Annotated in this window: 23 protein-coding genes, 1 tRNA gene and 1 pseudogene; 13 read left to right on the top strand and 12 right to left on the bottom strand. The window is 41.7% G+C overall.

Annotated features, from left to right (window positions below):
• The 5 genes from yajC to ACEYJ7_RS04025 form a co-directional block, all read right to left on the bottom strand.
• Nucleotides 1-294 (bottom strand): preprotein translocase subunit YajC, encoded by a 294-nt coding sequence (gene yajC / locus ACEYJ7_RS04045; protein ID WP_373777775.1) that lies wholly within the window; start codon nt 292-294, stop codon nt 1-3.
• A 208-nt stretch (nt 295-502) separates the two neighbouring features.
• Nucleotides 503-919 carry a Holliday junction resolvase RuvX gene (gene ruvX, locus ACEYJ7_RS04040; protein ID WP_373777773.1) on the bottom strand — a complete coding sequence of 139 codons (417 nt, stop codon included), beginning with the start codon at nt 917-919 and terminating at the stop codon, nt 503-505.
• Nucleotides 919-1,476 carry a YqgE/AlgH family protein gene (locus tag ACEYJ7_RS04035; RefSeq protein WP_373777772.1) on the bottom strand — a complete coding sequence of 186 codons (558 nt, stop codon included), beginning with the start codon at nt 1,474-1,476 and terminating at the stop codon, nt 919-921. The genes ruvX and ACEYJ7_RS04035 overlap by 1 nt, the downstream gene beginning before the upstream one ends.
• On the bottom strand, nt 1,477-2,211 hold the full coding sequence (gene rsmE, locus ACEYJ7_RS04030) for a 16S rRNA (uracil(1498)-N(3))-methyltransferase (protein ID WP_373777771.1): 735 nt from the start codon (nt 2,209-2,211) through the stop codon (nt 1,477-1,479). It lies immediately after the preceding gene.
• Nucleotides 2,212-2,373: 162 nt separating this feature from the next.
• A complete protein-coding gene (locus tag ACEYJ7_RS04025; RefSeq protein ID WP_373777770.1) occupies nt 2,374-2,961 on the bottom strand; it encodes a YajG family lipoprotein in 588 nt (195 codons plus the stop codon).
• A gap of 79 nt (nt 2,962-3,040) precedes the next feature.
• On the opposite strand from ACEYJ7_RS04025, the gene ACEYJ7_RS04020 reads away from it, so the two are divergent.
• Nucleotides 3,041-3,352, top strand: a complete 312-nt coding sequence (locus ACEYJ7_RS04020) for a BolA family protein (RefSeq protein ID WP_373777769.1) — start codon at nt 3,041-3,043, stop codon at nt 3,350-3,352.
• A gap of 116 nt (nt 3,353-3,468) precedes the next feature.
• A tRNA-Ser gene (locus ACEYJ7_RS04015) sits at nt 3,469-3,558 on the top strand.
• A gap of 169 nt (nt 3,559-3,727) precedes the next feature.
• On the opposite strand, the gene ACEYJ7_RS04010 is transcribed toward ACEYJ7_RS04015, so the two are convergent.
• Together ACEYJ7_RS04010 and ACEYJ7_RS04005 are read right to left on the bottom strand one after the other, a co-directional pair.
• Nucleotides 3,728-4,099, bottom strand: coding sequence for a copper resistance protein NlpE (locus tag ACEYJ7_RS04010; RefSeq protein WP_373777767.1), 372 nt, complete (start codon nt 4,097-4,099; stop codon nt 3,728-3,730).
• A 34-nt stretch (nt 4,100-4,133) separates the two neighbouring features.
• On the bottom strand, nt 4,134-4,442 hold the full coding sequence (locus tag ACEYJ7_RS04005; RefSeq protein ID WP_373777766.1) for a DciA family protein: 309 nt from the start codon (nt 4,440-4,442) through the stop codon (nt 4,134-4,136).
• 107 nt (nt 4,443-4,549) lie between these two features.
• Between ACEYJ7_RS04005 and secM the strand changes: the two genes are divergently transcribed.
• The 4 genes from secM to ACEYJ7_RS03985 all read left to right on the top strand — a co-directional run bounded on the left by secM (nt 4,550) and on the right by ACEYJ7_RS03985 (nt 9,562).
• Nucleotides 4,550-4,873, top strand: coding sequence for a secA translation cis-regulator SecM (gene secM, locus ACEYJ7_RS04000; RefSeq protein ID WP_373777765.1), 324 nt, complete (start codon nt 4,550-4,552; stop codon nt 4,871-4,873).
• A gap of 122 nt (nt 4,874-4,995) precedes the next feature.
• Nucleotides 4,996-7,698: a preprotein translocase subunit SecA gene (gene secA, locus ACEYJ7_RS03995; protein ID WP_373777764.1), complete on the top strand. Its 2,703-nt coding sequence runs from the start codon at nt 4,996-4,998 to the stop codon at nt 7,696-7,698.
• A 98-nt stretch (nt 7,699-7,796) separates the two neighbouring features.
• A complete protein-coding gene (gene mutT / locus ACEYJ7_RS03990) occupies nt 7,797-8,201 on the top strand; it encodes an 8-oxo-dGTP diphosphatase MutT (protein WP_373777763.1) in 405 nt (134 codons plus the stop codon).
• 149 nt (nt 8,202-8,350) lie between these two features.
• Entirely contained in the window at nt 8,351-9,562 is a 1,212-nt protein-coding gene (locus ACEYJ7_RS03985) for an MFS transporter (protein WP_373777762.1), read from the top strand.
• A 52-nt stretch (nt 9,563-9,614) separates the two neighbouring features.
• On the opposite strand, the gene htpG is transcribed toward ACEYJ7_RS03985, so the two are convergent.
• Entirely contained in the window at nt 9,615-11,501 is a 1,887-nt protein-coding gene (htpG, locus tag ACEYJ7_RS03980) for a molecular chaperone HtpG (protein ID WP_373777761.1), read from the bottom strand.
• 199 nt (nt 11,502-11,700) lie between these two features.
• On the opposite strand from htpG, the gene ACEYJ7_RS03975 reads away from it, so the two are divergent.
• From ACEYJ7_RS03975 to ACEYJ7_RS03960, 4 genes are all read left to right on the top strand, one after another.
• Nucleotides 11,701-12,441, top strand: a complete 741-nt coding sequence (locus ACEYJ7_RS03975) for a cyclase family protein (protein WP_373777759.1) — start codon at nt 11,701-11,703, stop codon at nt 12,439-12,441.
• 166 nt (nt 12,442-12,607) lie between these two features.
• Nucleotides 12,608-14,059 carry a catalase gene (locus ACEYJ7_RS03970; RefSeq protein ID WP_373777758.1) on the top strand — a complete coding sequence of 484 codons (1,452 nt, stop codon included), beginning with the start codon at nt 12,608-12,610 and terminating at the stop codon, nt 14,057-14,059.
• Between the two features lie 151 nt (nt 14,060-14,210).
• Nucleotides 14,211-14,942, top strand: coding sequence for a copper homeostasis protein CutC (locus ACEYJ7_RS03965; RefSeq protein ID WP_373777757.1), 732 nt, complete (start codon nt 14,211-14,213; stop codon nt 14,940-14,942).
• 137 nt (nt 14,943-15,079) lie between these two features.
• Nucleotides 15,080-16,165: a metallophosphoesterase gene (locus tag ACEYJ7_RS03960; protein ID WP_373777756.1), complete on the top strand. Its 1,086-nt coding sequence runs from the start codon at nt 15,080-15,082 to the stop codon at nt 16,163-16,165.
• 40 nt (nt 16,166-16,205) lie between these two features.
• On the opposite strand, the gene folK is transcribed toward ACEYJ7_RS03960, so the two are convergent.
• The 3 genes from folK to dksA all read right to left on the bottom strand — a co-directional run bounded on the left by folK (nt 16,206) and on the right by dksA (nt 18,768).
• On the bottom strand, nt 16,206-16,682 hold the full coding sequence (folK, locus tag ACEYJ7_RS03955; protein ID WP_373777755.1) for a 2-amino-4-hydroxy-6-hydroxymethyldihydropteridine diphosphokinase: 477 nt from the start codon (nt 16,680-16,682) through the stop codon (nt 16,206-16,208).
• A 3-nt stretch (nt 16,683-16,685) separates the two neighbouring features.
• Nucleotides 16,686-18,188 carry a polynucleotide adenylyltransferase PcnB gene (gene pcnB / locus ACEYJ7_RS03950; protein WP_373777754.1) on the bottom strand — a complete coding sequence of 501 codons (1,503 nt, stop codon included), beginning with the start codon at nt 18,186-18,188 and terminating at the stop codon, nt 16,686-16,688.
• 130 nt (nt 18,189-18,318) lie between these two features.
• A complete protein-coding gene (gene dksA, locus ACEYJ7_RS03945) occupies nt 18,319-18,768 on the bottom strand; it encodes an RNA polymerase-binding protein DksA (RefSeq protein ID WP_373777753.1) in 450 nt (149 codons plus the stop codon).
• 400 nt (nt 18,769-19,168) lie between these two features.
• Between dksA and purM the strand changes: the two genes are divergently transcribed.
• From purM to aspA, 3 genes are all read left to right on the top strand, one after another.
• Nucleotides 19,169-20,200: a phosphoribosylformylglycinamidine cyclo-ligase gene (gene purM, locus ACEYJ7_RS03940; protein ID WP_373777751.1), complete on the top strand. Its 1,032-nt coding sequence runs from the start codon at nt 19,169-19,171 to the stop codon at nt 20,198-20,200.
• A 132-nt stretch (nt 20,201-20,332) separates the two neighbouring features.
• Nucleotides 20,333-20,971: a phosphoribosylglycinamide formyltransferase gene (gene purN, locus ACEYJ7_RS03935; protein WP_373777750.1), complete on the top strand. Its 639-nt coding sequence runs from the start codon at nt 20,333-20,335 to the stop codon at nt 20,969-20,971.
• Nucleotides 20,972-21,152: 181 nt separating this feature from the next.
• Nucleotides 21,153-22,580 carry an aspartate ammonia-lyase gene (aspA, locus tag ACEYJ7_RS03930; RefSeq protein ID WP_373777748.1) on the top strand — a complete coding sequence of 476 codons (1,428 nt, stop codon included), beginning with the start codon at nt 21,153-21,155 and terminating at the stop codon, nt 22,578-22,580.
• 49 nt (nt 22,581-22,629) lie between these two features.
• On the opposite strand, the pseudogene ACEYJ7_RS03925 reads toward aspA, so the two are convergent.
• A pseudogene (locus ACEYJ7_RS03925) lies at nt 22,630-23,097 on the bottom strand (galactose-1-epimerase); the annotation flags it as partial.

Raw genomic sequence — 23,097 nt, 5'->3', positions numbered from 1 at the left:
TTAAAGAGATTTCAATGAACCTTTTGGTAACACTGCAACTACGAAAGCACGTTGAATTGTTACTTCGGTTGTATCGTTTAATGCAATTACGATATTTTCGTCATCTGCACTGACTTTGGTAATTTTACCGACTAAGCCACCGCTTGTCAGAATCTCATTACCTTTTGCAAGGCTAGATAACAAGTCGCGTTGTTGTTTTTGACGTTTTGCTTGTGGACGATAAATCATAAAGTAAAAAATCAAACCGAAAATAACCAGAATGTAGATCATTTCCATTCCGCCGCCTTGTTGCATATAGACTCCTTAAAAATCAATTGGTTACAAAATAAGATGAGGTTCTTTTCTACGATAGAGAAAAACGGGCGATAACATAGCATAAAATCACTCATTTAACGAGAAGAAATTCAATGCTGACATTCATCTGCCGTATTTTTATAGCAGAACCGATGAAGGTTGCGAACTGTTTAATTCAATACAGTACAGCCAAAAAGTGCGGAGTAGATCATCCGTTACTTTCAAACCAGCTTTCTAAAATCAAGCAAGCGGAAATTGAATCAACCTTATCTTTTTTCAACGCTTTATAGCCTCCGCGTGAAAAAATTTCCGCACGGGCAGCCACGGTGGTTAAACGTTCATCTTGCAATTCAACCGGCAGATTAAAACGTCCGTTTAGGCGATTGGCAAATTTCTTTGCCCTTTGGGTTAGCGGTTGTTCCGTACCATCCATATTCAGCGGTAAACCAACGATTAATTTATCCGGTTGCCATTCGGCAATAACCTGAGCAATTTTTTCCCAATTCGGAATGCCGTCTTGAGCTTTAAATGCCGTTAATCCTTGTGCCGTGCCGGTAATACTCTGTCCGACAGCACAACCAATACTGTTGGTGCCGAAATCGAAGGCAAGAACGGTTAATGACATCAGGCTCTCCCTGCTTTGGCGAGTACGCCGTCAATACCGAGTAGCTCATTTGCTTCCACCCAGCGGTCTAAGTAGCCGGTTTTAAAGAGAATCTGCTCGGTTGCCGGAGAAACAAGCCAATAGTTACGCGCAATTTCTTGTTCGAGTTGATCCGCTTTCCAAGTACAGCAACCAAGGCAAACTATAAAATGTTCCGGTGAATCTTCACGACCGAACGTTTCTAAAATATCGCCGGAGGTGGTAAGGTGTAGACCGTCGGCTGTCGGATAGCTATGTAAAAATTCACGATTTGTCGGCGTATGTAAAATAAAACCGCGATCTTGGCTGACCGGACCACCGCTAAGCACTAATTGATCTTTTGTGTAATTTCGTTCATTTGCCATCAAAAAATCCATTTTTGCAAGTAATTCCATCACTGAAAGATCTGTCGGGGAGTTAATCATAATGCCCATTGCACCTTGATCATTATGTTCACAAATATAGATTACCGAGCGGTCAAAGTAATCGTCATTCATATCGGGTGTTGCAATCAGCAACTTACCTTGTAAATCTATCATCTAACTTAAATCTCCATACAAAATTTGTAAGGCGGTGATTGTTGCTAAGGATGCCGTTTCGGTACGTAAAATACGTTTGCCGAGTAATACTTCGGTGAATCCTTGGCTTTCCGTCATCGCGATCTCTTCGGGAGAAAGCCCGCCTTCCGAACCAATTAATAAACGCACCCCTTGTTTAGGAACATTGGGTAACGACTTTATGGTATATTGGGCTCTTGGATGTAAATTCAACTTCAACATACCATCTTGTTCTTTGCACCAATCGGTTAATTTCATTATCGGGCGAATTTCCGGTATAACATTGCGTCCGCACTGTTCGCAGGCAGCAATCGCAATTTTTTGCCATTGCTGAATTTTTTTATCCTGACGTTCGCCGTCTAATTTTACCCCACAGCGCTCCGACCAAAGCGGTGTAATCACGTTTACACCGAGTTCGACGGATTTTTGTATGGTGAACTCCATTCGATCTCCCCGAGAAATGACCTGTCCAAGATGAATCGGCAACGACGATTCACGATCATCTAATTCTTTAGACTGAATAACCACTTCAATCTGTTTCTTGCCGGCTTTTTGAATAGTACTGTGAAAAATGTAGTTTGATCCGTCAAATAAAATCAATTCGGCGCCTTCGTTCATTCGCAATACGCGTCCGACGTGGTTGGCAGCATCTTCGGTCAATATACAGCACTTTTTTTCTGCAAGAGGTTCAGGATGGTAAATTCTAGGGATTCTCATTTGATGTCCGGCGATTTGTAATAAAATAACAAGCGGTCAGATACGTGAAAAAATTTGCATATTTTGCTTGCAATTGTATTGACTGCCACATAGCCCGCGCCAATGACAAATATTTTTGCAAATTTCTTACGAAATCTTACCGCTTGTAAAAAGTGAAATTAATTATTTGAACTGATGAATTGCATTACCGATTTCGTTATCGTTATAAATATTCAATACGGCATCGTTATAAGCTTGATTCAACACTTTTTGGATATCGGCATTATCGGCACCCAAGGCTCCTTCGTAAGAGCGTGATGTGTTAAAGACTTTACTAAAATTGCCTCTTCCGCCTTGAACAACCACTTCGACACCGACATTGGCAGTGATTTTGTGACGTAGATTTCCTTGTTCGACATCCGCAAAGAATTTTTTCACATTCACGGTTATATTCGCATTGCCTGCGCCTTGTACCACACCAAAACCTTTGCTGTTCAAGTTTTGTTGCATCACTTGTTGGAATAATTGTGTTACATCGGGGATCGCATTAAGGCGCACGACATTTCCACCGCTGGTATAACTTGCAACCTCTGCCGACGGGCGCATATCTTGGGTAGATACATTCACTAACGCCGTTTGATTATTGGTGTTAAATGCTGCAGTCGGTGACGGCGTAGTCAGTGTCAGTGTATTGGATTGGCTTTGGCAGCCTACAAGTACAGAGGCAGCTAAGAAAGTTGTGATAAATAGCGCTTTTTTGGTGAGTTTCATAAAAGATTCCTTTTAGTGAATAAAATCGCTGTAAAGTATAGTATTATTCTGCCGAAATTTCCAAACAGAGAGAATAAAAATGTCCGTCGAACAACGTATTTCACAAAAATTAACAGCTGAATTTGCACCAAGCGTGTTACACCTCGAAAATGAAAGCCATCGCCATAGTTCCGGCAGGGGAGCGGAATCGCATTTCAAAGTGACTTTGGTTTCTTCGCAGTTTGAAGGATTACGTTCTGTTGCTCGCCATCGAGCCGTTTACGCCTGTTTGGCGCAAGAATTAGAAAACGGTGTGCACGCCTTAGCATTACACCTTTATACTCCGGAGGAATGGCGTGAGCGCAAAGAGGTAATACCACAATCAACAAATTGCTTAGGGCAGGGGCATTAAAGTTAGCCGAGTAATTTATTTCAAAATATAAATAAATTGCTTGCCGAAGAAAGTAAAAATCGGTATAGTTCCACCCATCTTCAAATGTGCTGTTTCAGCACATTTTTTATTGATTCGGTGAGATGTCCGAGTGGTTGAAGGAGCACGCCTGGAAAGCGTGTATATGCGAAAGTGTATCGGGGGTTCGAATCCCCCTCTCACCGCCATTCAATAAACAGGGAGAGATCCCTTAATGTTTTCATAGATATTTCCTTGGTTAAATTTAATTAACTATTACTTTTTTCCTTAACAGATTACACCCTAAACATAAGTTTAGGGTTTTTTTTATAGATAAAAAAAGACCACTGAAGTGATCTTTTTCATTTGTTTTAGCTACTATTCAGCCACTTTTTGTAATTTGTAGTTATTAGGACCTTTCACTGTATTACCGTTGGCATCACAAAATTCTACATAATCTTTTGTAACCTGTACTGCAAGGTTACCGGAATTATTCAAGCGAATAACGTTCGGTTTATTGGCATCCCAAGTGAATATCCCTTTCTCAACGAAAGGATGTTGCTCTTTATTTTTGTAATAAACCGTATTGTATTGATAGCTGTTGTCTTTATTCAAGATGAGTTCGGCTTCGATTTTTTCACAGTCTGCACAAGGTAAAGTGCCTTGATAAGTGCCGGAAACCGTTTTTGGTGGTAACAGCGAACAAGCACCTAAAACAGCCGTTAATGCGAGTAGTGTGATTTTTTTCATATTGAGTTCCTCTTCGTTTCAATATCGGTTGAACTTAAACGTATTTAAAATTTGGATTCACGTTAAATTGAAGCGATGTTATTTGTGGAAAATCCATACGGATGAGTTTAAGCAAACTCTCTTGTTGTAACAATAATCCTTGTCGAATCGTTGCACTTTGAACTTCGAAAGTGAGTGAATTATCGGATAAATTTACAATTCGGTAAAGCCCGCGATAAATTGAGGGCAATATCGTTTGAATTTTATCATTTAGAGCATTGAGTTCGTTAGCACGTTGGACAATACGAGAAAGGCTAGAGTTCTGTAGGACTTCAGTGATATTTTTAGTTGTCGAATTTTTCATCTTTTCTCCGTTTATCCTCTTGTTTTTAGAGCGAATGCCCCAATAATCTGCACCATTCTATAAAAATTGTCGTATAATCGGCACAATTTTTCAATTAAAACCGGCTGATGAAACTTTTTTATCCATTTCACAAATCTACTTTTTGGTCGCAGATCTTTTTTGGGGTCATTGCGATTTTTGCTTTGCCTAATGCACAGCCGTTAGCTAATGAGTGTGAACAAGAACCGGTTATTAATCAATATATTCAAGGTTTAGCCGAACTCTCAGCCGTTCAAAAAACGGATATCGAGCAAGCCCATCTTCTCCATTTAGAGCAACAACCTCTATTTTTTGCGAGTCAACAAGCGGTCGTTTACAGCCCGTTTTTTGCAAAATCCTATCGCTTTGACAGTGTTACCAATCCACCGATTCGAGCCGGACCGAGCGTCTGATTTTCTACATTTATTAATCACAAGCCGGCAAAACGAAACATGGAATTCGAGGAATTTCGTCAATAATGTCCGATATTTTCAGCCGGTTTTCTCACAACATTTAAAAAAATCGGAAAATTTTTATGTTTACAAAATTAATTACTTCAATTTTTGGTAGTAGCAACGACCGTACTTTACGCCGTTTAAATAAACGCGTAGTTCAAATTAACCGTTTAGAACCGGAATTTGAAAAACTCAGTGATGAAGAATTACAAGCCAAGACCGCGGAATTTAAACAGCGTTTGGCAGAAGGTGCAACGTTAGACAGTTTATTAAATGAAGCTTTTGCCGTTGTGCGTGAAGCGAGTAAGCGTGTGTTAGGTATGCGTCATTTTGATGTGCAGCTCATTGGCGGCATGGTGTTAACTGAACGCAATATTGCGGAAATGCGCACCGGTGAAGGGAAAACCTTAACGGCAACGCTCCCGTGCTATTTAAATGCGTTAACCGGCAAAGGCGTTCATGTGGTTACCGTGAATGACTATTTGGCGCGTCGTGATGCGGAAACCAACCGTCCGTTATTTGAATTTTTAGGCATGACAGTCGCTGTGAATATTCCGGGCTTACCGTCTGACGAAAAACGCGCAGCATATATGGCGGATGTCACTTATGCAACTAACAGCGAACTTGGGTTTGATTATCTGCGCGATAATTTAGCCCATACCAAAGAAGAACGTTTTCAGCGTCCGTTGCATTATGCGTTAGTGGATGAGGTTGACTCCATCTTGATCGACGAAGCGCGTACACCGCTCATTATTTCAGGGCCGGCAGAAGATGTTTCTCAAATCTATCAAGCGATTGATAAAGTGATTCCGCATTTAATCGCTCAAGATAAAGAAGATACCGAAGAATATACCGGTGAAGGCGACTTTACCTTAGATCTGAAAAGCAAACAGGCTCACTTAACCGAACGCGGTCAAGTGAAAGTGGAAAATATTTTAACCGAAATGGGCTTAATGAAAGAACATGAAAGCCTCTATTCTCCGGCACGTATTAGCTTGTTGCACCATGTTTATGCGGCACTTCGCGCGCATAAATTGTTTGAAGTGAATGTCGATTATATCGTGAAAGATGGCGAGATCGTGATCATTGACGAACATACCGGTCGAACAATGGCTGGTCGTCGTTGGTCTGACGGCTTACATCAAGCGATTGAAGCCAAAGAAGGCGTGAGAATTCAAGGTGAAAACCAAACTGTTGCGTCTATCACTTATCAAAACTACTTCCGTCTGTATGAAAAATTAGCCGGTATGACGGGAACAGCGGACACCGAAGCCTTTGAGTTTCAACAAATTTATGGCTTGGATACGGTAGTCATTCCAACCAACCGTCCGATGATTCGTGATGATAAAACCGACCTAATGTTTAAGAGTGAACCGGAGAAATTCCAAGCGGTCATTGCAGATATTAAAGATTGCATGGCGCGTAATCAGCCTGTACTGGTGGGGACAATTTCGATTGAAAAATCGGAAGTTCTTTCCGGGGCGTTAACCAAAGCCGGAATTCCGCATAAAGTACTGAATGCGAAATTCCATGCTCAAGAGGCGGAAATCGTTGCCGATGCAGGTTATCCGGGGGCTGTCACTATCGCAACCAATATGGCGGGACGTGGTACGGATATTGTACTTGGCGGTAACTGGAAAGCAGAAATCGCTAAGTTAGAAGATCCGACGGAAGAACAAATTGAAGCGATTAAAGCGGCATGGCAAGAGCGTCATGATGTGGTGATGAAAGCGGGTGGTTTACACATTATTGGTACAGAACGCCACGAGTCTCGCCGTATCGACAACCAGTTGCGCGGTCGTTCAGGCCGTCAAGGTGACCCTGGTTCATCACGTTTCTACCTGTCATTAGATGATGCCTTAATGCGAATTTACCTTAATGAAGGTAAACTCAATATGATGCGTAAAGCCTTTACCGAAGAAGGCGAAGCAATGGAATCGAAATTGCTGACTAAAGTGATTGCTTCAGCTCAAGCGAAAGTGGAAGCGCATAACTTTGACGGTCGTAAACAACTTCTCCAATACGATGATGTGGCGAATGAACAACGTAAAGCGATCTATGAACAGCGTAATCATTTATTGGAAACCGATGATATTTCGCCAATGATTGAAACCATTCGTGAAGACGTCTTCAATGCGGTCATTGACCAGTATATTCCACCACAATCAATCGAAGAAATGTGGGACGTTCCGGCATTAGAAAACCGTTTGAAGCAAGAATTCGGAATGGATCTGCCGATTGAAAAATGGTTGGATGAAGAGAAAGATCTGCATGAAGATTCATTACGCGAACGCATTATTAATATTGCCAAAGAGCAATATGAGGCGAAAGAAGCGATTGTCGGTGCGGAAGTGATGCGCAACTTTGAAAAAGGCGTGATGTTGCAAAACCTTGACGAATTATGGAAAGAGCATCTTTCTGCTATGGACTATTTGCGTAAAGGAATTCACTTACGCGGTTATGCGCAAAAAGATCCGAAGCAAGAGTATAAAAAAGAGTCTTTCGCGATGTTCACCGATATGCTTGATAATTTGAAATCCAACGTGATCAGTATCCTAAGCCGTATTCAAGTTCGTAGCCAAGAAGAAGTGGAGCAGGCGGAACGTGAACGTCAAGCAATGGCGGAACAGGAGGCCTCTCATTATCATCAAGAAGGCAGTGGCGCAGAGCAGGCAGACGAGCAGGATTTCAGTAATCTGAATATCGGTCGTAATGAACCTTGTCCTTGCGGTTCAGGTAAAAAATATAAACATTGCCACGGTAGTAAAGCGAAATACGCTTAACCGACAAGCGGTCTGTTTTATGAAAAAATTTGCAAAAAATGTGTTGAAACAGACCGCTTGTATGCCATATCACTTACAATAAATTTTAGGAATCCATTATGTCGAAACCCCTTGTTCAAGTCGCAGCCGGTATTATCCGTAACGAATTTGGACAAATTTATTTAACTCAACGTTTGGAGGGGCAGGACTTTGCTCAATCATTGGAATTCCCCGGCGGGAAAATCAATGAAGGTGAAACGTCGGCGGCGGCGTTAAACCGTGAGCTGGAAGAAGAAATCGGCATCCACGTGCTAAGCGCTTTTCCTTATGAGCATTTTAGTTTTGATTATCCGACCAAAGTGATCGAGTTTTTCTTTTATCTTGTGGAAGAATGGGTAGGTGAACCTTTCGGACGGGAAGGGCAAGAAGGTTTTTGGATTGCGCAAACGGATTTGGAAGAAGGTCAATTTCCACCGGCTAACGCGGAGCTGATTAAGAAGCTGAAAGCTGAGGCAAACAGTTAATTTCTCCCCGTATTCCTACAAAATGTAAATTCATACGTGCATAGCCAATAATGATTAGCTAAACACAACGAATCAAAGTAAACTAAAATGCCCAATCGGGCATTCTTTCTAATTTGATTCTGAATTTGAAGCGTTAAAGGAATGCACATATGACTGACAAAGTAAATAAGTATGGCTGGAAAGCCTTACTGGGCTCCGCAGTGGGCTATGCCATGGACGGTTTTGACCTCCTCATTCTCGGCTTTATGCTGAGCGCAATTTCCGCAGACCTCAATCTTTCCCCCGCACAAGCCGGCTCTCTAGTAACTTGGACCTTAATCGGTGCTGTTGCCGGCGGTATCATTTTTGGCGCATTAAGTGATAAATACGGACGTGTTCGCGTACTCACTTGGACAATCGTGTTATTTGCCGTTTTCACCGGACTTTGTGCTTTAGCGCAAGGTTATTGGGATTTACTGATTTATCGTACGATTGCCGGTATTGGTCTAGGCGGTGAATTCGGTATCGGAATGGCATTGGCGGCAGAAGCTTGGCCGGCTCGTCATCGGGCGAAAGCTTCTTCTTATGTCGCTCTCGGCTGGCAAGTCGGTGTATTGGGTGCCGCATTGTTAACTCCGTTGTTACTGCCGCATATTGGTTGGCGCGGTATGTTCATTATCGGTATTTTCCCTGCTTTTGTGGCGTGGTATTTACGTGCAAAATTACATGAACCGGAAGTTTTCATAAAACATCAAGCCGCACAGACCAAAACTTCCGGATTGGCGCCTTTTAAACAATTAATTAAAGATAAAGCTACCGCTAAAGTGAGTTTAGGCATTGTGATTCTCACCTCGGTACAAAACTTTGGCTACTACGGCATTATGATTTGGATGCCGAATTTTCTCTCCAATCAATTAGGGTTCAGCTTGACTAAATCAGGTGTTTGGACGGCGGTAACGATTTGCGGGATGATGATCGGCATTTGGATCTTCGGTCAGTTGGCGGACAAAATCGGGCGTAAGCCAAGCTTTATTCTTTTCCAATTAGGTGCGGTATTCAGTATTATCACTTACTCACAATTAAGCGATCCGACCACAATGTTATTTGCCGGAGCACTGTTAGGGATGTTTGTTAACGGGATGATGGGTGGTTACGGTGCATTAATGTCAGAAGCTTACCCCACCAAAGCGCGTGCGACGGCACAAAACGTACTGTTTAATTTAGGGAGAGCCGTCGGTGGGTTTGGTCCGGTAGTTGTCGGTGCGATTGTTTCTGCGTACTCCTTCCAATTAGCGATTGCATTATTGGCAACAGTTTATGTGATTGATGTTATCGCAACGGTATTTTTAATTCCTGAATTAAAAGGCAAAGCATTAGATTAATTCGGCGGACATACAAAAAGGGCTATTCATTCTTAAATAGCCCTTTGTTTTGTTATGCACCCAACAACTTATTCATACGTTTAATAAACGCCGTTGGATTTTCCAATGTACCGCGTTCAGCGAGTAATGCTTGTTCAAACAAGAGTTCAATCCAGTCGTTAAATTCCGCTTCATCGGCAATATCAGCCACACGTTTTACCATTGCATGTTCAGGGTTTAACTCAAAGGTATATTTCACTTCCGGAGCTTGTTGTCCCATGGCAGCGAACAGTTTTGCCATTTGTGTGGTCATTTCATCACTGTCGGTTGAAACAACGGCTGGCGTATCGGTCAAGCGGTGAGTTAAGACCACTTTTTTGACACGTTCGCCTAAATAGCCTGTAGCTCTCTCTAAGAAACTCGCAAATTCAGCTTCTTGTGCTTTTTGGGTTTCTTCTTCCGCTTTATCGGCAAGATCGCCTAAATCTAAGTCTGATTTAGTGATACTTTGCAGTGGTTTACCGTCAAATTCGGTTAAATGGCTGATAAACCATTCATCGATACGATCGGAAAGTAGTAAGACTTCAATGCCTTTTTTGTTAAACAGCTCTAAATGTGGGCTGTTTTTCGCCGCTTGATAGCTGTCGGCAGTTAAGAAATAAATCGCTTTCTGACCTTCTTTCATTCTTGCAATATAATCGTTCAAACTGACCGCTTGTTCGCTACTGTCAGTATGCGTTGAAGCAAAGCGGACTAAGGCTGCCACTTGGTTTTTATTCGCGAAATCTTCCCCTACGCCTTCTTTCAACACTAAACCGAATGCATTCCAGAATTGTTGGTACTGTTCGGCATTATCTTTCGCCAGTTTTTCCAACATTTGTAATGCACGTTTGGTTAATGCCGAACGCAGTGCCGATGTGGTTTTGTTGTCCTGTAAAATTTCACGGGAAACGTTTAACGGTAAGTCATTTGAGTCTAATAAACCACGCATAAAGCGAAGATAATTCGGCATAAAGACTTCCGCATCGTCCATAATAAATACACGTTGCACATAGAGTTTTAAGCCGTGTTTTTGTTCACGTTGGAACAGATCCCACGGGGCTTTGCTTGGTACATAAAGCAGGCTGGTATATTCTTGTTTGCCTTCAACTTTATTGTGCGACCAAATTAACGGATCGGCAAAATCGTGGCTGATGTGTTTGTAGAACTCTTTGTATTCTTCGTCAGAAATCTCATTTTTAGAACGTGTCCAGAGTGCTTGAGCTTTGTTAATTTTTTCCCATTTGGTGCCGGTTTCTTTGCCTTCGTCGTCATACTCTTTGGTTTGAATTTCTACGGCTAAACCGATATGGTCAGAGTATTTACCGATGATGTCACGTAAACGCCACTCGCTTAAAAACTCTTTTTCATCATCACGCAAGTGTAAAATGACATCCGTGCCACGTCCTGCTTTTTCGATATCTGCGACGGTGTAATCGCCTTCGCCCGCCGATTCCCACAACACGCCTTGACTTGCATCACTGCCTGCAGCACGGGTGCGAACAGTCACTTTATCAGCAACGATAAAAGATGAATAGAACCCAACCCCGAATTGCCCGATTAATTGGCTGTCTTTAGCTTGGTCTGAACCGAGTGCATTTAAAAACTCTTTGGTACCTGATTTAGCGATAGTACCAAGATGATCGATTACTTGCTCACGGCTCATACCGATACCGTTATCGCTGATTGTGATGGTGCCTAAAGTTTCATCCACGCTGATACGCACGCGCAACTCGCCGTCGCCTTCATAAAGTTCAGGTTGGGAAAGGGCTTTGAAACGTAATTTATCAGCAGCGTCCGACGCGTTGGAAATTAACTCACGCAAAAAGATCTCTTTATTAGAATAGAGTGAGTGGATCATTAATTGTAAAAGTTGTTTGACTTCCGACTGGAAGCCACGGGTTTCTTGATTTGTACTCATAAGTCCTCTTAAATTTGTAAAAAATAAGCGGAAACAGACCGCTTGTAATGAAAAAACGGCTTACTAAATAAGGCGTAAAAGTCAAATTTCAAGGGAGATTTGTATAAAGATATTGATTTCTAGGTTATAACGTTTAGTTATTTGAATTTAAAAACGTCTCTCGTTAGATTGACATCTTTCTCATTCATCAGGAGGCAATATGTCTGATATTCTCAATGCAATTCAAGTATTAAAAAAACAGAAATGGGTCGATTTAAGCCATTCGGTTAATCCGACTATCCCGTATTTCCCCGCCTTTAAGCCGATTGAAAGCAAGGTTCTTTTCACCGTGGAAAGAGACGGTTTCCTTGCCAATGAATTTACTTTAGCGAGTCAATACGGTACGCATATTGATGCACCGGTTCACTTTGCGGTAGGTAAACGTTATTTGGAGGAAATTCAGCCGTTGGAATTGGTATTGCCGCTGATTGTTATCCATAAAGAAAAAGAGGTGGAGCGCAATCACGACTATCGTTTAACCGTCGAGGATATTTTGGCTTTTGAGGCGGAGTACGGAAAAATCCCCGAAGGAAGCTTCGTGGCGTTTGCCAGCGGTTGGTCGTCGCGCTGGTTAGATCATCAAGCGTTTTATAATAAAGATGAAAACGGACAGGCTCATACGCCGGGTTGGAGCTTGGAAGCGCTTGAATTTTTACACCAACAACGAGATGTTGCCGCCATCGGACATGAAACGCTTGATACGGACAGCGCATTGGATTTCGTTAAGCACAAGGACTTGATCGGTGAACGTTACTGGCTTTCTCAAGATAAATTCCAAGTGGAAGTGTTGAATAATCTGGCTGATCTTCCCGCAACCGGCGGTGCCGTTTTTATCGGAGTACCGAAAATTGAGAACGCTTCCGGTTTTAACGCGCGGGTTTTTGCGATTATTCCGGCGTAATAATTTTTTTATAAAAAGATCAGCTTTGTATACTAAACAAGATATTTTGACTATTGATTTTCTTTGTTTAATAGTTATTTACGATTAAATTGATAGTTTGATAAGTTTTTAACTATCAAACTATAATTTATTCAAATAAATTACCTATTAACTACAGAGGAATACAATGATGTCAAAATGTCCGTTTGATCATGGTTCTAAAACCTTAACTAATGCAGCAGGCGCACCTGTTGTAGATAATGATAACACCATGTCTGCAGGTCCACGTGGTCCGCTTCTTTTACAAGATGTATGGTTCCAAGAGAAATTAGCTCACTTTGCTCGTGAACGTATTCCTGAGCGTGTGGTTCATGCTAAAGGTTCAGCGGCTTACGGTACATTCACTGTCACTGCAGATATTACCAAATACACCAAAGCTGCAGTATTTAAACCGGGTGCGCAAACTGAAGTGTTATTACGTTTCTCAACGGTTGCCGGTGAGCGTGGAGCTGCCGATGCAGAGCGTGATGTACGTGGTTTCTCATTAAAATTCTATACAGAACAAGGTAACTGGGACTTAGTGGGTAACAATACACCAGTATTCTTTATCCGTGATCCATTAAAATTCCCAGATTTCATCCATACACAAAAACGTAATCCACAAACAAACTTGCGTGATGCAAATGCGGCGTGGGATTTCTGGTCACGTCACCCTGAGTCAATACACCAAATTATGACATTATTCTCAGATCGTGGTATTCCTGCGACTTTACGTCATATGAACGGTTACGGTAGCCATACTTATAGCTTTGTAAACGCTAACAACGAGCGTTTCTGGGTGAAATTCCACTTCAAAACACAACAAGGTCACAAATTCTTCACTAACGAAGAAGCAGCTAAAGTAGTGGGTGAAAACCGTGAATCTAGCCAACAAGATTTATATGAAGCGATTGAGCGTGGTGAGTTCCCACGTTGGACTGTTCAAGTGCAAATTATGCCAGAAGCAGATGCTCACAAACATAATTATGCTTTTGACTTAACTAAAGTATGGCCACACGCAGATTACCCTGTAATCGAAGTGGGTGTATTAGAGTTAAACCGCAATCCACAAAACTACTTCGCAGAAGTAGAACAAGCGGCATTTGCACCATCTAACATCGTTCCGGGAATCGGCTTCTCGCCAGACCGTATGTTACAAGGTCGTCTGTTCTCTTACCAAGATGCACAGCGTTACCGTTTAGGTGTAAACCACCACCAAATCCCTGTAAATGCACCAAAATGCCCATACCACACGACTCACCGTGATGGTGCAATGCGTATTGATGCAAACGGTGGCAACCACCCTAACTACGCGCCGAACCGTTTTGACACTTATGTGCCAACCCACGACCAATTATCATTACAAATTGAGCGTGAAGCTGCACACTTTAACTTCCGTGAGTACGATGAAGATTACTACTCACAACCGGCCGCACTTTATAACTTGTTCACGGCGGAAGAAAAAGATCGCTTAGCAGGTAACTTTGCAGCAGGTCTATCAGGCGTTACTGTTCCTGAAATCGTAGAAAGACAAATTGCTCACTTTGAAAAAGTCAGCGCAGAATTAGCAAATGCGATTCGTCAAAAGCTGATGAAATAATAAGCGAAGACGATTTTTCTCCCTATTTAGTATTTGCGATTAACCAAAGCACATTAGTTTTTCACTCATGTGCTTTTCTTATATAATCGAGCCACCATTTTTAAGGCATATTTTATGCAGAATAAAAAAGCCGTTTTCAAAGGGGAATAAGATGAATATTGAGATTTGTGTTGATAATATTGAGTCACTTATTACAGCAAATCAATTCCCGATTAATCGGATAGAGCTTTGTGCTGCCTTATCGGTTGGTGGGATTACCCCCAATTATGGTTTTATCAAACAAGCTCAACGATATTCTTCGGTGCCATTGATGCTCATGATTCGTCCCCGTGCCGGTGATTTTCTATATGGTGAGAGTGAAGTCGAAATTATGCTTGAAGATATTGCGGTCGCCAAAGAATTCGGCATACAAGGAGTCGTATTTGGTGCGCTTATTGCAAATGGTGAGATTGATCTAAAAACGACAACTAAACTGGTGGAAGCATCACGAGGTATGGAAATTATCTTCCATCGCGCGTTTGATCTCTGCCATAATCCGTTTTTAGCGTTGGAACAATTAATCGAACTCGGCTGCCACCGAATTTTGACATCAGGGCAACAACCAACCGCATTTGAAGGTATTACAACCATTCAGCAACTTGTTCAACAAGCTCAGGGGCGTATTCATATTATGGCGGGGTGTGGCGTGAATGCGGGAAATGTGAAACAAATTATTCAGCAGACCGGTGTATCAGATATCCACTTCTCGGCAAAAGGGCAACGCAAAAGTGCGATGAAGTCAGTCAGCCTTGCAACGATGGGTGTCTCTTCCCAAGATGATCGGCTTAATATTGCGGATCCATATCAAATCCACAGTATTCTGACGAATATCAATTCGAATTAACCATCATTCAACATGATAAACCTACCACATGGAATTTGAACAATAGGTTTATTACCACAAAACCAACGATTTTAGTCGGGCTTTTTTTCTTACGACAAGCGTGTACAATGCGCTTTTATTTATATAGGAAGCATAAATTGGAACTCAGATATTACATCACTATTGCTGTTGTCGTTATAGGCTTACAACTGCTGTTATTTAATTTCACTAAAACGATTTCTTGGCTATTTAATCTCTCCAAAAGAGGGCGTTGGATTACCACGACATCAAGTTACCTTTTAGGAAATGCCTTTATCATTTTAAATCTGACAAGGATCTTTCATTCTTTTCGGCTTGTTGCATTGATGCTGGCAATCTTGTTATTTGCTCTATTTGTGCGTTTGGTGGTTGCGGCGATTTATTTTATTGGTAAACGTTTTACGGACAGTCAAAGCCTAAATCGCAGATTAAAAGTCATTTATCCGATAGTTTTCTTTGGCTTGATTGGTTTTTCCTTATACAACGCTTATGTTCCAACGATTGTGCGTTATTCTATCACCTTAGATAAACCGATGGCGCCGATTCGTATTGGTGTCGCAAGCGATTTCCATCTAGGCATTCTATTCGGTGGTAAACAGTTAGATGAATTAGCAAAGATTTTCGAGCAAGAGAAAGTCGATTTAATTCTTCTGCCGGGCGATATTATGGATGACAATGTGAAAGCCTACCTTGCAGAAAATATGCAGCCACATCTTGAAAAGTTGAAAGCGCCGTTAGGCGTTTATGCCACAATGGGCAATCACGATTTATTCGGGGCGGAACAAGCGATTCGCACAGAAATAGAAAAAGCCGGAATCAAGGTGTTGTGGGATCAAGCGGTCACTTTGGACGGAAAATTTGCAATTATCGGACGTAATGATGATTTGGTGAAAACCCGTCCTTCTACGAAAGAACTTCTTACACAAGTTAATACCGATTTACCTGTCTTATTGATGGATCATCGTCCGACGGAGATTGAAAAACACGCTCAATTACCGATCGATCTTCAGGTTTCGGGGCATACTCATAAAGGGCAGATTTTCCCTGCAAATATGATGACCTCCGCGATGTACCGTCTGTCTTATGGCTATGAGAAGATTGGCTTGGGACATTATGTTGTGACTTCCGGCTACGGATTTTGGGGTATCCCGATGCGGTTAGGATCACAATCCGAAGTGGTGATTATTGATATAAAAGGGAAATAATAAAATTCCCTCCTTTCCTTTGGAGAGAGGGAATTTTTTATTATGGGGAAATCGTGATCATTTGATGATCTTTAAATAACGGATAGATATCTGCTAACCGCTTGCCGTTCGGCAAAACCAATTCAGGACTCAAATCATACAACGGCACAATCACAAATTCACGGTTATGCATATCATAATGAGGAATGGTTAGGCGCTCGCTTTGGATATGTTCGGTGCCGTAGAGCAGAATATCAAGATCAAGCGTACGTTCTCCCCACCGACGCAAACGCACTCGTCCCTGTTCGTTTTCAATCCGTTGTAATGTATCCAGCAGAGCGATCGGGCTGAGATCCGTTTCAAACCGAGTAACGGCATTGACGTAATCAGGTTGATCTTGCGGCCCCAAAGGTTTACTGCCGTAAAACGGGCTGATCTCAACATTTTTTGCAAATTTTTGCAGAGAAACGACCGCTTGTTTAAGCTGCTCAAGCGGGTTTTCAAGATTGGAACCAAGGGCGACATAAACGGTTGGCATCTGTTATGCTTCTCCTATGGTTACAGTGGCCAGCGGTTTTTTCTTACGCACGTATTTACGGCGTGGTTTGCGTTTTTTCTTCGGTTCTTCCTCACGGAATGACGGCATATTTTTCAGGTTTTTCAGCATATCATCACGTTGTGCCTCATTACTGAATTGGTATTCATGCCACCATGCGCTGAGTTCAACCAAATCGCCGCCTTCAATTTCAGCCCGCATAACCAATAAATCGAAACCTGCACGGAATTTAATGTGTTCGAGCGTTTGTTGCGGACGTTTGCCGGTCCGTTTCGGAAATTGGAATTGCAACGCCCAGATATCACGGATCACTGCCGTATAACGACGGTGCAGTGCAATAGCTTTACAACTTGCAGTTAAAATTTCGTTTGCGCCGAGCATCATTGCATCGTAAGTATTTAATCCGCCTTCATTTTTTAGCTCATCGATTTTTTCGCGTAGCGGATACCATAATAATGCCGCAAATAAGAATGCCGGATTTACGCGTAAGTTGTCGCGAATACGATCATCCGTCGATTGCAATGCTTTGGCGATCATTCGTTCGCTATTTGAATCACTATGTTCGGTAAAAAAGGACGAAAGCACAGGGAAAAGTTGCTCAAATAAACCGTATTTACGCAATAATTCGTAGGTTTTAAAACCACTGCCGGATTGTAATAATTTCAAGGATTCGTCAAATAGACGAGCTGCCGGAATGTTTTTCAATAACGGTGCCAAACGACGGATCGGTTCATCGCTGGCTTTATCGAGGAACATATCTAATTTCGCCATAAAGCGTATGGCGCGTAACATTCGGACCGGATCTTCCTGATAACGGGTAACCGGATCACCAATGAGCACTAATTTGGCGGCTTGCAGATCGTCAATACCATTGAAAAAGTCGAAGATCTGATTATGGATTACATCGTAATACAAGGCATTTACGCTAAAATCGCGGCGTTCCGCATCTTCACGCATAGTGCCATAAACGTTGTCGCGTAAGAGCATTCCGGTGTCACTGGTTTTAGACATTTTTTCCGTTGCGTTACTATGATGTTCTGCGCGGAAAGTGGCAACTTCATAGATCTCACGCCCGAAGACAATATGTGCGAGGCGGAAACGCCGACCGATAAGGCGGCATTGTCTGCCGAAGATTCGTTGAATCTCTTCCGGACGTGCATTTGTTGCGATATCAAAATCTTTGGCTTTGTGTCCTAACAGCAAATCACGGATACAACCACCGACAATATAAGCTTCATAACCGTTTTTGTGGAGTTTATTCACAATTGAAAGGGCATTTGTCGGGAAGTTTTTTGCAGTAATACCATATTTACCTGCATTGACTGTAAATTTTTTATGCAGGATGTGGGAAGGAACCGTTTGTTTCTTCAGGTTTTTCTTCTTATGTGAAGAGGGAACTTGTTCGGAAAATTTAGGCTCTGCAGGTTTTGGATGGGACTCCGCCACTTTTGGGCGTGTATTTTCTTCAGCAAGCGGTTGGTTTTGCACTTTTTTTGAACGAGAAAAAAGTGATTTAATGTATTTTAAAATAGTTCACCTCAAATAATAAAAATGAACAATATTATAGTGAGCAATGCAATTAACATTGCCCACATTCATTGTTCACTATTTGCTCTATTTAGCCACCCATTTGTTTTTCGCGGATTTCTGCAAGCGTTTTGCAGTCTACGCAAAGTTCTGCGGTCGGGCGTGCTTCTAATCGTTTTAAACCGATTTCAATCCCACACGCATCACAATAACCGTAATCGCCTTCGTCCAATTTAATTAAAGTTTGTTCGATACGCTTAAGTAATTTACGTTCACGATCACGATTGCGTAATTCCAAGCTGAATTCTTCTTCTTGAGTGGCGCGGTCAGCTGGATCTGCAAAATTTGTTACATCATCTTGCATTTGGCTCTTAGTGCGTTCCGCTTCTTCCATAATTTGTGCATGCCATGCCTTCAGAATTTTACGGAAATGCTCAAGTTGAGCATCATTCATATATTCTTCATCTTTACTTGGCTCGTAGGGTGTTACACCAGCAAGCGCCAGTAAGCTTAAAGAAGTGGTCTTTTCCACTTGAGTCATAATTCACTCCTGTTTTTTTGGATTACTCCCTAACGTACAGCTTTTTTAGGGGAAAATTGGTTGTATTTAAAAGCGCGTATAAATAGCAGAACTCGCTCTAATTAGCAAATCATTTTGTAAGAATTCCGTGAAACCATTTAAAATAAAAAAAATAACTCAATGGTTCTTTTGAGTTATTTGATTAAAAATAGTACAAGATAATTGCATGCTATTAAATGATTTGCCTATCTGATTGTTTGATTTGGATTTTGTTCAATAAGAAGGGAATCTTTGCATGAAATTTGAATCGATTTAGTTTTATTTACGGTTTTTTAAATAAATATCGTTTTGCTACTTACTACCGCAATCGTTTGCTTGGTGGTATACTTGCGCCGTTTTTTATTTGATTGAGGTTTTTGCCGTGACAACACAACTAAGTTATAAAGATGCCGGTGTCGATATCCATGCCGGTAATGAATTGGTTGAACGCATCAAAGGTGATGTGAAACGTACTCGTCGACCGGAGGTAATGGGAGGATTAGGCGGCTTTGGGGCTTTATGTGCCTTGCCATCTAAGTATAAAGAGCCGATTCTTGTTTCCGGTACGGATGGAGTTGGAACTAAGCTACGTTTAGCGATTGATTTAAACAGACATGATACTATCGGTATCGATCTTGTGGCTATGTGTGTGAATGATCTTGTTGTACAAGGCGCTGAACCACTTTTCTTCTTAGACTACTACGCTACGGGCAAATTAGATGTAGATGTTGCAAGTTCGGTGATTAAAGGGATTGCCAACGGTTGTGAACAATCCGGCTGTGCATTAGTCGGCGGTGAAACGGCGGAAATGCCAGGAATGTATCATGAAGGTGATTACGATTTGGCGGGTTTCTGTGTTGGTGTTGTTGAAAAATCGGAAATTATCGACGGGGCTAATGTCAAAGTAGGCGATACCTTAATTGCCTTAGCGTCAAGTGGTCCGCATTCAAACGGTTATTCCTTAATTCGTAAAGTGTTAGAAGTCAGTGGTACAAGTCCAAGTGATTTATTGGATGGTAAAGCTCTCAGCGAGCATTTCCTTGCTCCGACTAAAATCTATGTGAAGTCTGTGCTGCAATTGATTAAGCAGGTTGATGTTCATGCGATAGCACACTTAACCGGCGGCGGCTTTTGGGAAAATATTCCACGAGTATTACCGAATAATGTAAAAGCGGTGATTAACGAATCAAGCTGGACATGGCAACCAGTGTTCACTTGGTTGCAGGAAAAAGGTAATATCAGTCGTTATGAAATGTATCGTACTTTTAACTGCGGTGTCGGTATGGTCATTGCATTACCTGAAAGTAACGTAGATACAGCACTTGCTGTTCTGAAACAAGCGGGTGAAACAGCTTGGGTAATCGGTAAAATTGAGAATTTAGGCGATAGTTCAGAACAAGTTGAGATTATTTAATCTCGAATAGTTCATTAATCTAACTCGGCACCGGGCGTTCAGGGGGCTTATCTTGGTCGCTTGGCAACAGAAATATACAACAAATAACTGCCTCATACGGTTTCGTATGGGGCGATTTTTTAGAGAGATTTTATGAAAAATATTGTAGTCATGATTTCCGGTAGTGGCACCAATTTACAAAAAATTATCGATGTGCAGCAATCCGGTAGGCTTGATGGAAAAATCTGTGCGGTTATTTCCAATAAAGCTTCCGCTTATGGTCTAGAACGTGCCAAACAAGCCGGTATCCCAACTTTTGTATTTAGCCGTAAACATTTCGATAGTAATTTTGCCATGGATAGTGCAATTGCCTCACAAATTGATGCCTTAAATGCAGATTTAATTTTATTGGCAGGTTATATGAAAATTTTAACACCTGAATTTATCCAACGTTTTGAAGGTAAAATTTTAAATATTCACCCTTCATTGTTACCTAAATACCCCGGACTCAATACTCATCAACGGGCAATGGAAGCCGGAGATACCGAACATGGTATGACGATTCATTTTGTTAATGAAGAAGTGGACGGCGGAGCAGTGGTTTTACAAGCGAAAGTGCCGATTTATACTGATGATGAGTTAGATGACGTGATTGAACGTGTATATGAGCAAGAACACCGCTGCTATCCGCTTGTTGCACAATGGTTTTGTTCTGACCGTTTATATCTTAAAGATGGTAAAGCTTACCTTGATAATCAACCATTACCTCCGGAAGGTTATGCTGTCGAGTAATTTCCTCCGACTTTAAAATGGATGCTTTTGTATCCATTTTTATCATAAAAAAAACTAATTCGAAACGGCAATTTATATCAACCTTCTCTCCACCAAAAATATGATCTAGATCGCATTATTATTGAATTGAACTCGGTATGATCTTAATAACAATTTCGTAACAAACAAAAAGGAAATAACTATGAGTAATACCCGTATTGAGGTTGATTTGCTTGGTGAGCGAGAAGTTCCGAATGAAGTTTATTGGGGTATCCATACATTACGTGCGGTGGAAAACTTTAAGATTTCAAAAAATACGATTTCGGATGTTCCTGAATTTGTCCGTGGTATGGTGATGGTGAAAAAGGCGACGGCATTAGCAAACGGAGAACTTGGTGCAATTCCGAAAAAAATTGCACGAGCAATTGTTCAAGCTTGCGATGAAATTCTGGTTAACGGACGCTGTATGGATCAATTCCCGTCAGACGTTTATCAAGGTGGTGCAGGAACCTCGGTGAATATGAACACGAATGAAGTGGTCGCAAACTTAGCTCTTGAAATCTTAGGGCATAAAAAAGGCGAATACCAATATCTGAATCCGATGGATCATGTGAATGCCAGCCAATCAACCAATGACGCTTATCCGACGGGTTTTCGCATTGCGGTTTACAACAGCGTGATGAAACTGATCAGTAAAATCATTTATCTGCAACACGCTTTTGAAAATAAATCTAATGAGTTTAGCCATATTTTGAAAATGGGTAGAACTCAATTACAAGATGCAGTACCGATGACGGTGGGTCAGGAGTTTAAAGCCTTCTCCGTATTATTAGACGAAGAGGTCAGAAATTTAAAATATACTGCCGAATTGTTACTTGAAGTAAATTTAGGGGCAACGGCAATCGGAACCGGTTTAAATACACCGGAAGGTTATGCACCGTTAGCGGTTAAATATCTTTCGGAAGTGACCCAGTTACCTTGCGTATTATCCGAACACTTAATCGAAGCAACCTCAGACTGTGGTGCTTACGTGATGGTACACGGCGCATTAAAACGTACTGCGGTAAAACTGTCTAAAATCTGTAATGACTTGCGTTTATTATCATCGGGTCCGCGTGCAGGTTTAAATGAGATTAACTTACCGGAACTGCAAGCCGGTTCTTCAATTATGCCGGCAAAAGTGAATCCAGTTGTGCCGGAAGTGGTGAACCAGGTCTGTTTTAAAGTGATCGGTAATGACACCACGGTTACTTTTGCCGCAGAAGCGGGGCAATTACAGTTGAACGTGATGGAGCCGGTGATCGGACAGGCGATGTTTGAATCGATTGAAATTTTAGCGAACGCCTGTGTGAATCTGCGTGATAAATGTATTGACGGGATTACCGTTAACAAAGAGATTTGTGAAGGTTATGTCTTCAATTCCATCGGCATTGTTACTTATCTTAATCCGTTTATCGGTCACCATGAAGGCGATATTGTCGGTAAAATTTGTGCAAAAACCGGTAGAAGCGTGCGTGAAGTCGTTTTAGAACGTGGTTTGTTAACGGAAGAGCAGCTAGACGATATTCTATCTATTGAAAATTTGATGAACCCGAAATATAAAGCCAAACGTTTTGCGGATGATGAATAATTCGGCAGCTCATTAACTCGAAGGGCTATTCCGAGGAATAGCCCTGATTTTATATATTCAAGAATGTATACCGAATCAAATGTCGATAAGGTTCTCCCGCCTTACTGATTCCACCGATTTCCCACCATTCGGGGTGGTTCGGGGTATCAGGGTAAAATTCTGGCTCTAACGCTATTCCTGCATAATCCGCATAATATCCTCCGCTTAAATTCGGCTGTCCGCCAAGCCAGTTGCCGGTATAAACTTGTAATGCAGGTTTGGTTGTGCGTAATTCAAGGGTAATTCCACCCGCTGAAAGCGTCGCATCCGGTTGACAAGCGGTCAGATCTTGGCAATTTTTTGCAAGTCTGAAAGCGTGATCGTAACCGCGCACGGCTTGCTGATCTGCATCAGTCAACAAGTCTTGCCCGATTTTCTTACGCTTGCGAAAATCAAAACTTGTACCTTCAACCGCTTTTAGCGGTGCATTCGGAATCCCGTTTGAGCCGACAGGCAGGTAATAATCTGCATTCAGTTG

This window comes from Glaesserella sp. (assembly GCF_041814905.1).
Lineage (GTDB): Bacteria > Pseudomonadota > Gammaproteobacteria > Enterobacterales > Pasteurellaceae > Glaesserella.
Note: the sequence above shows the minus strand (reverse complement) of the source record. Positions and strands in the feature narration are given on the sequence as shown.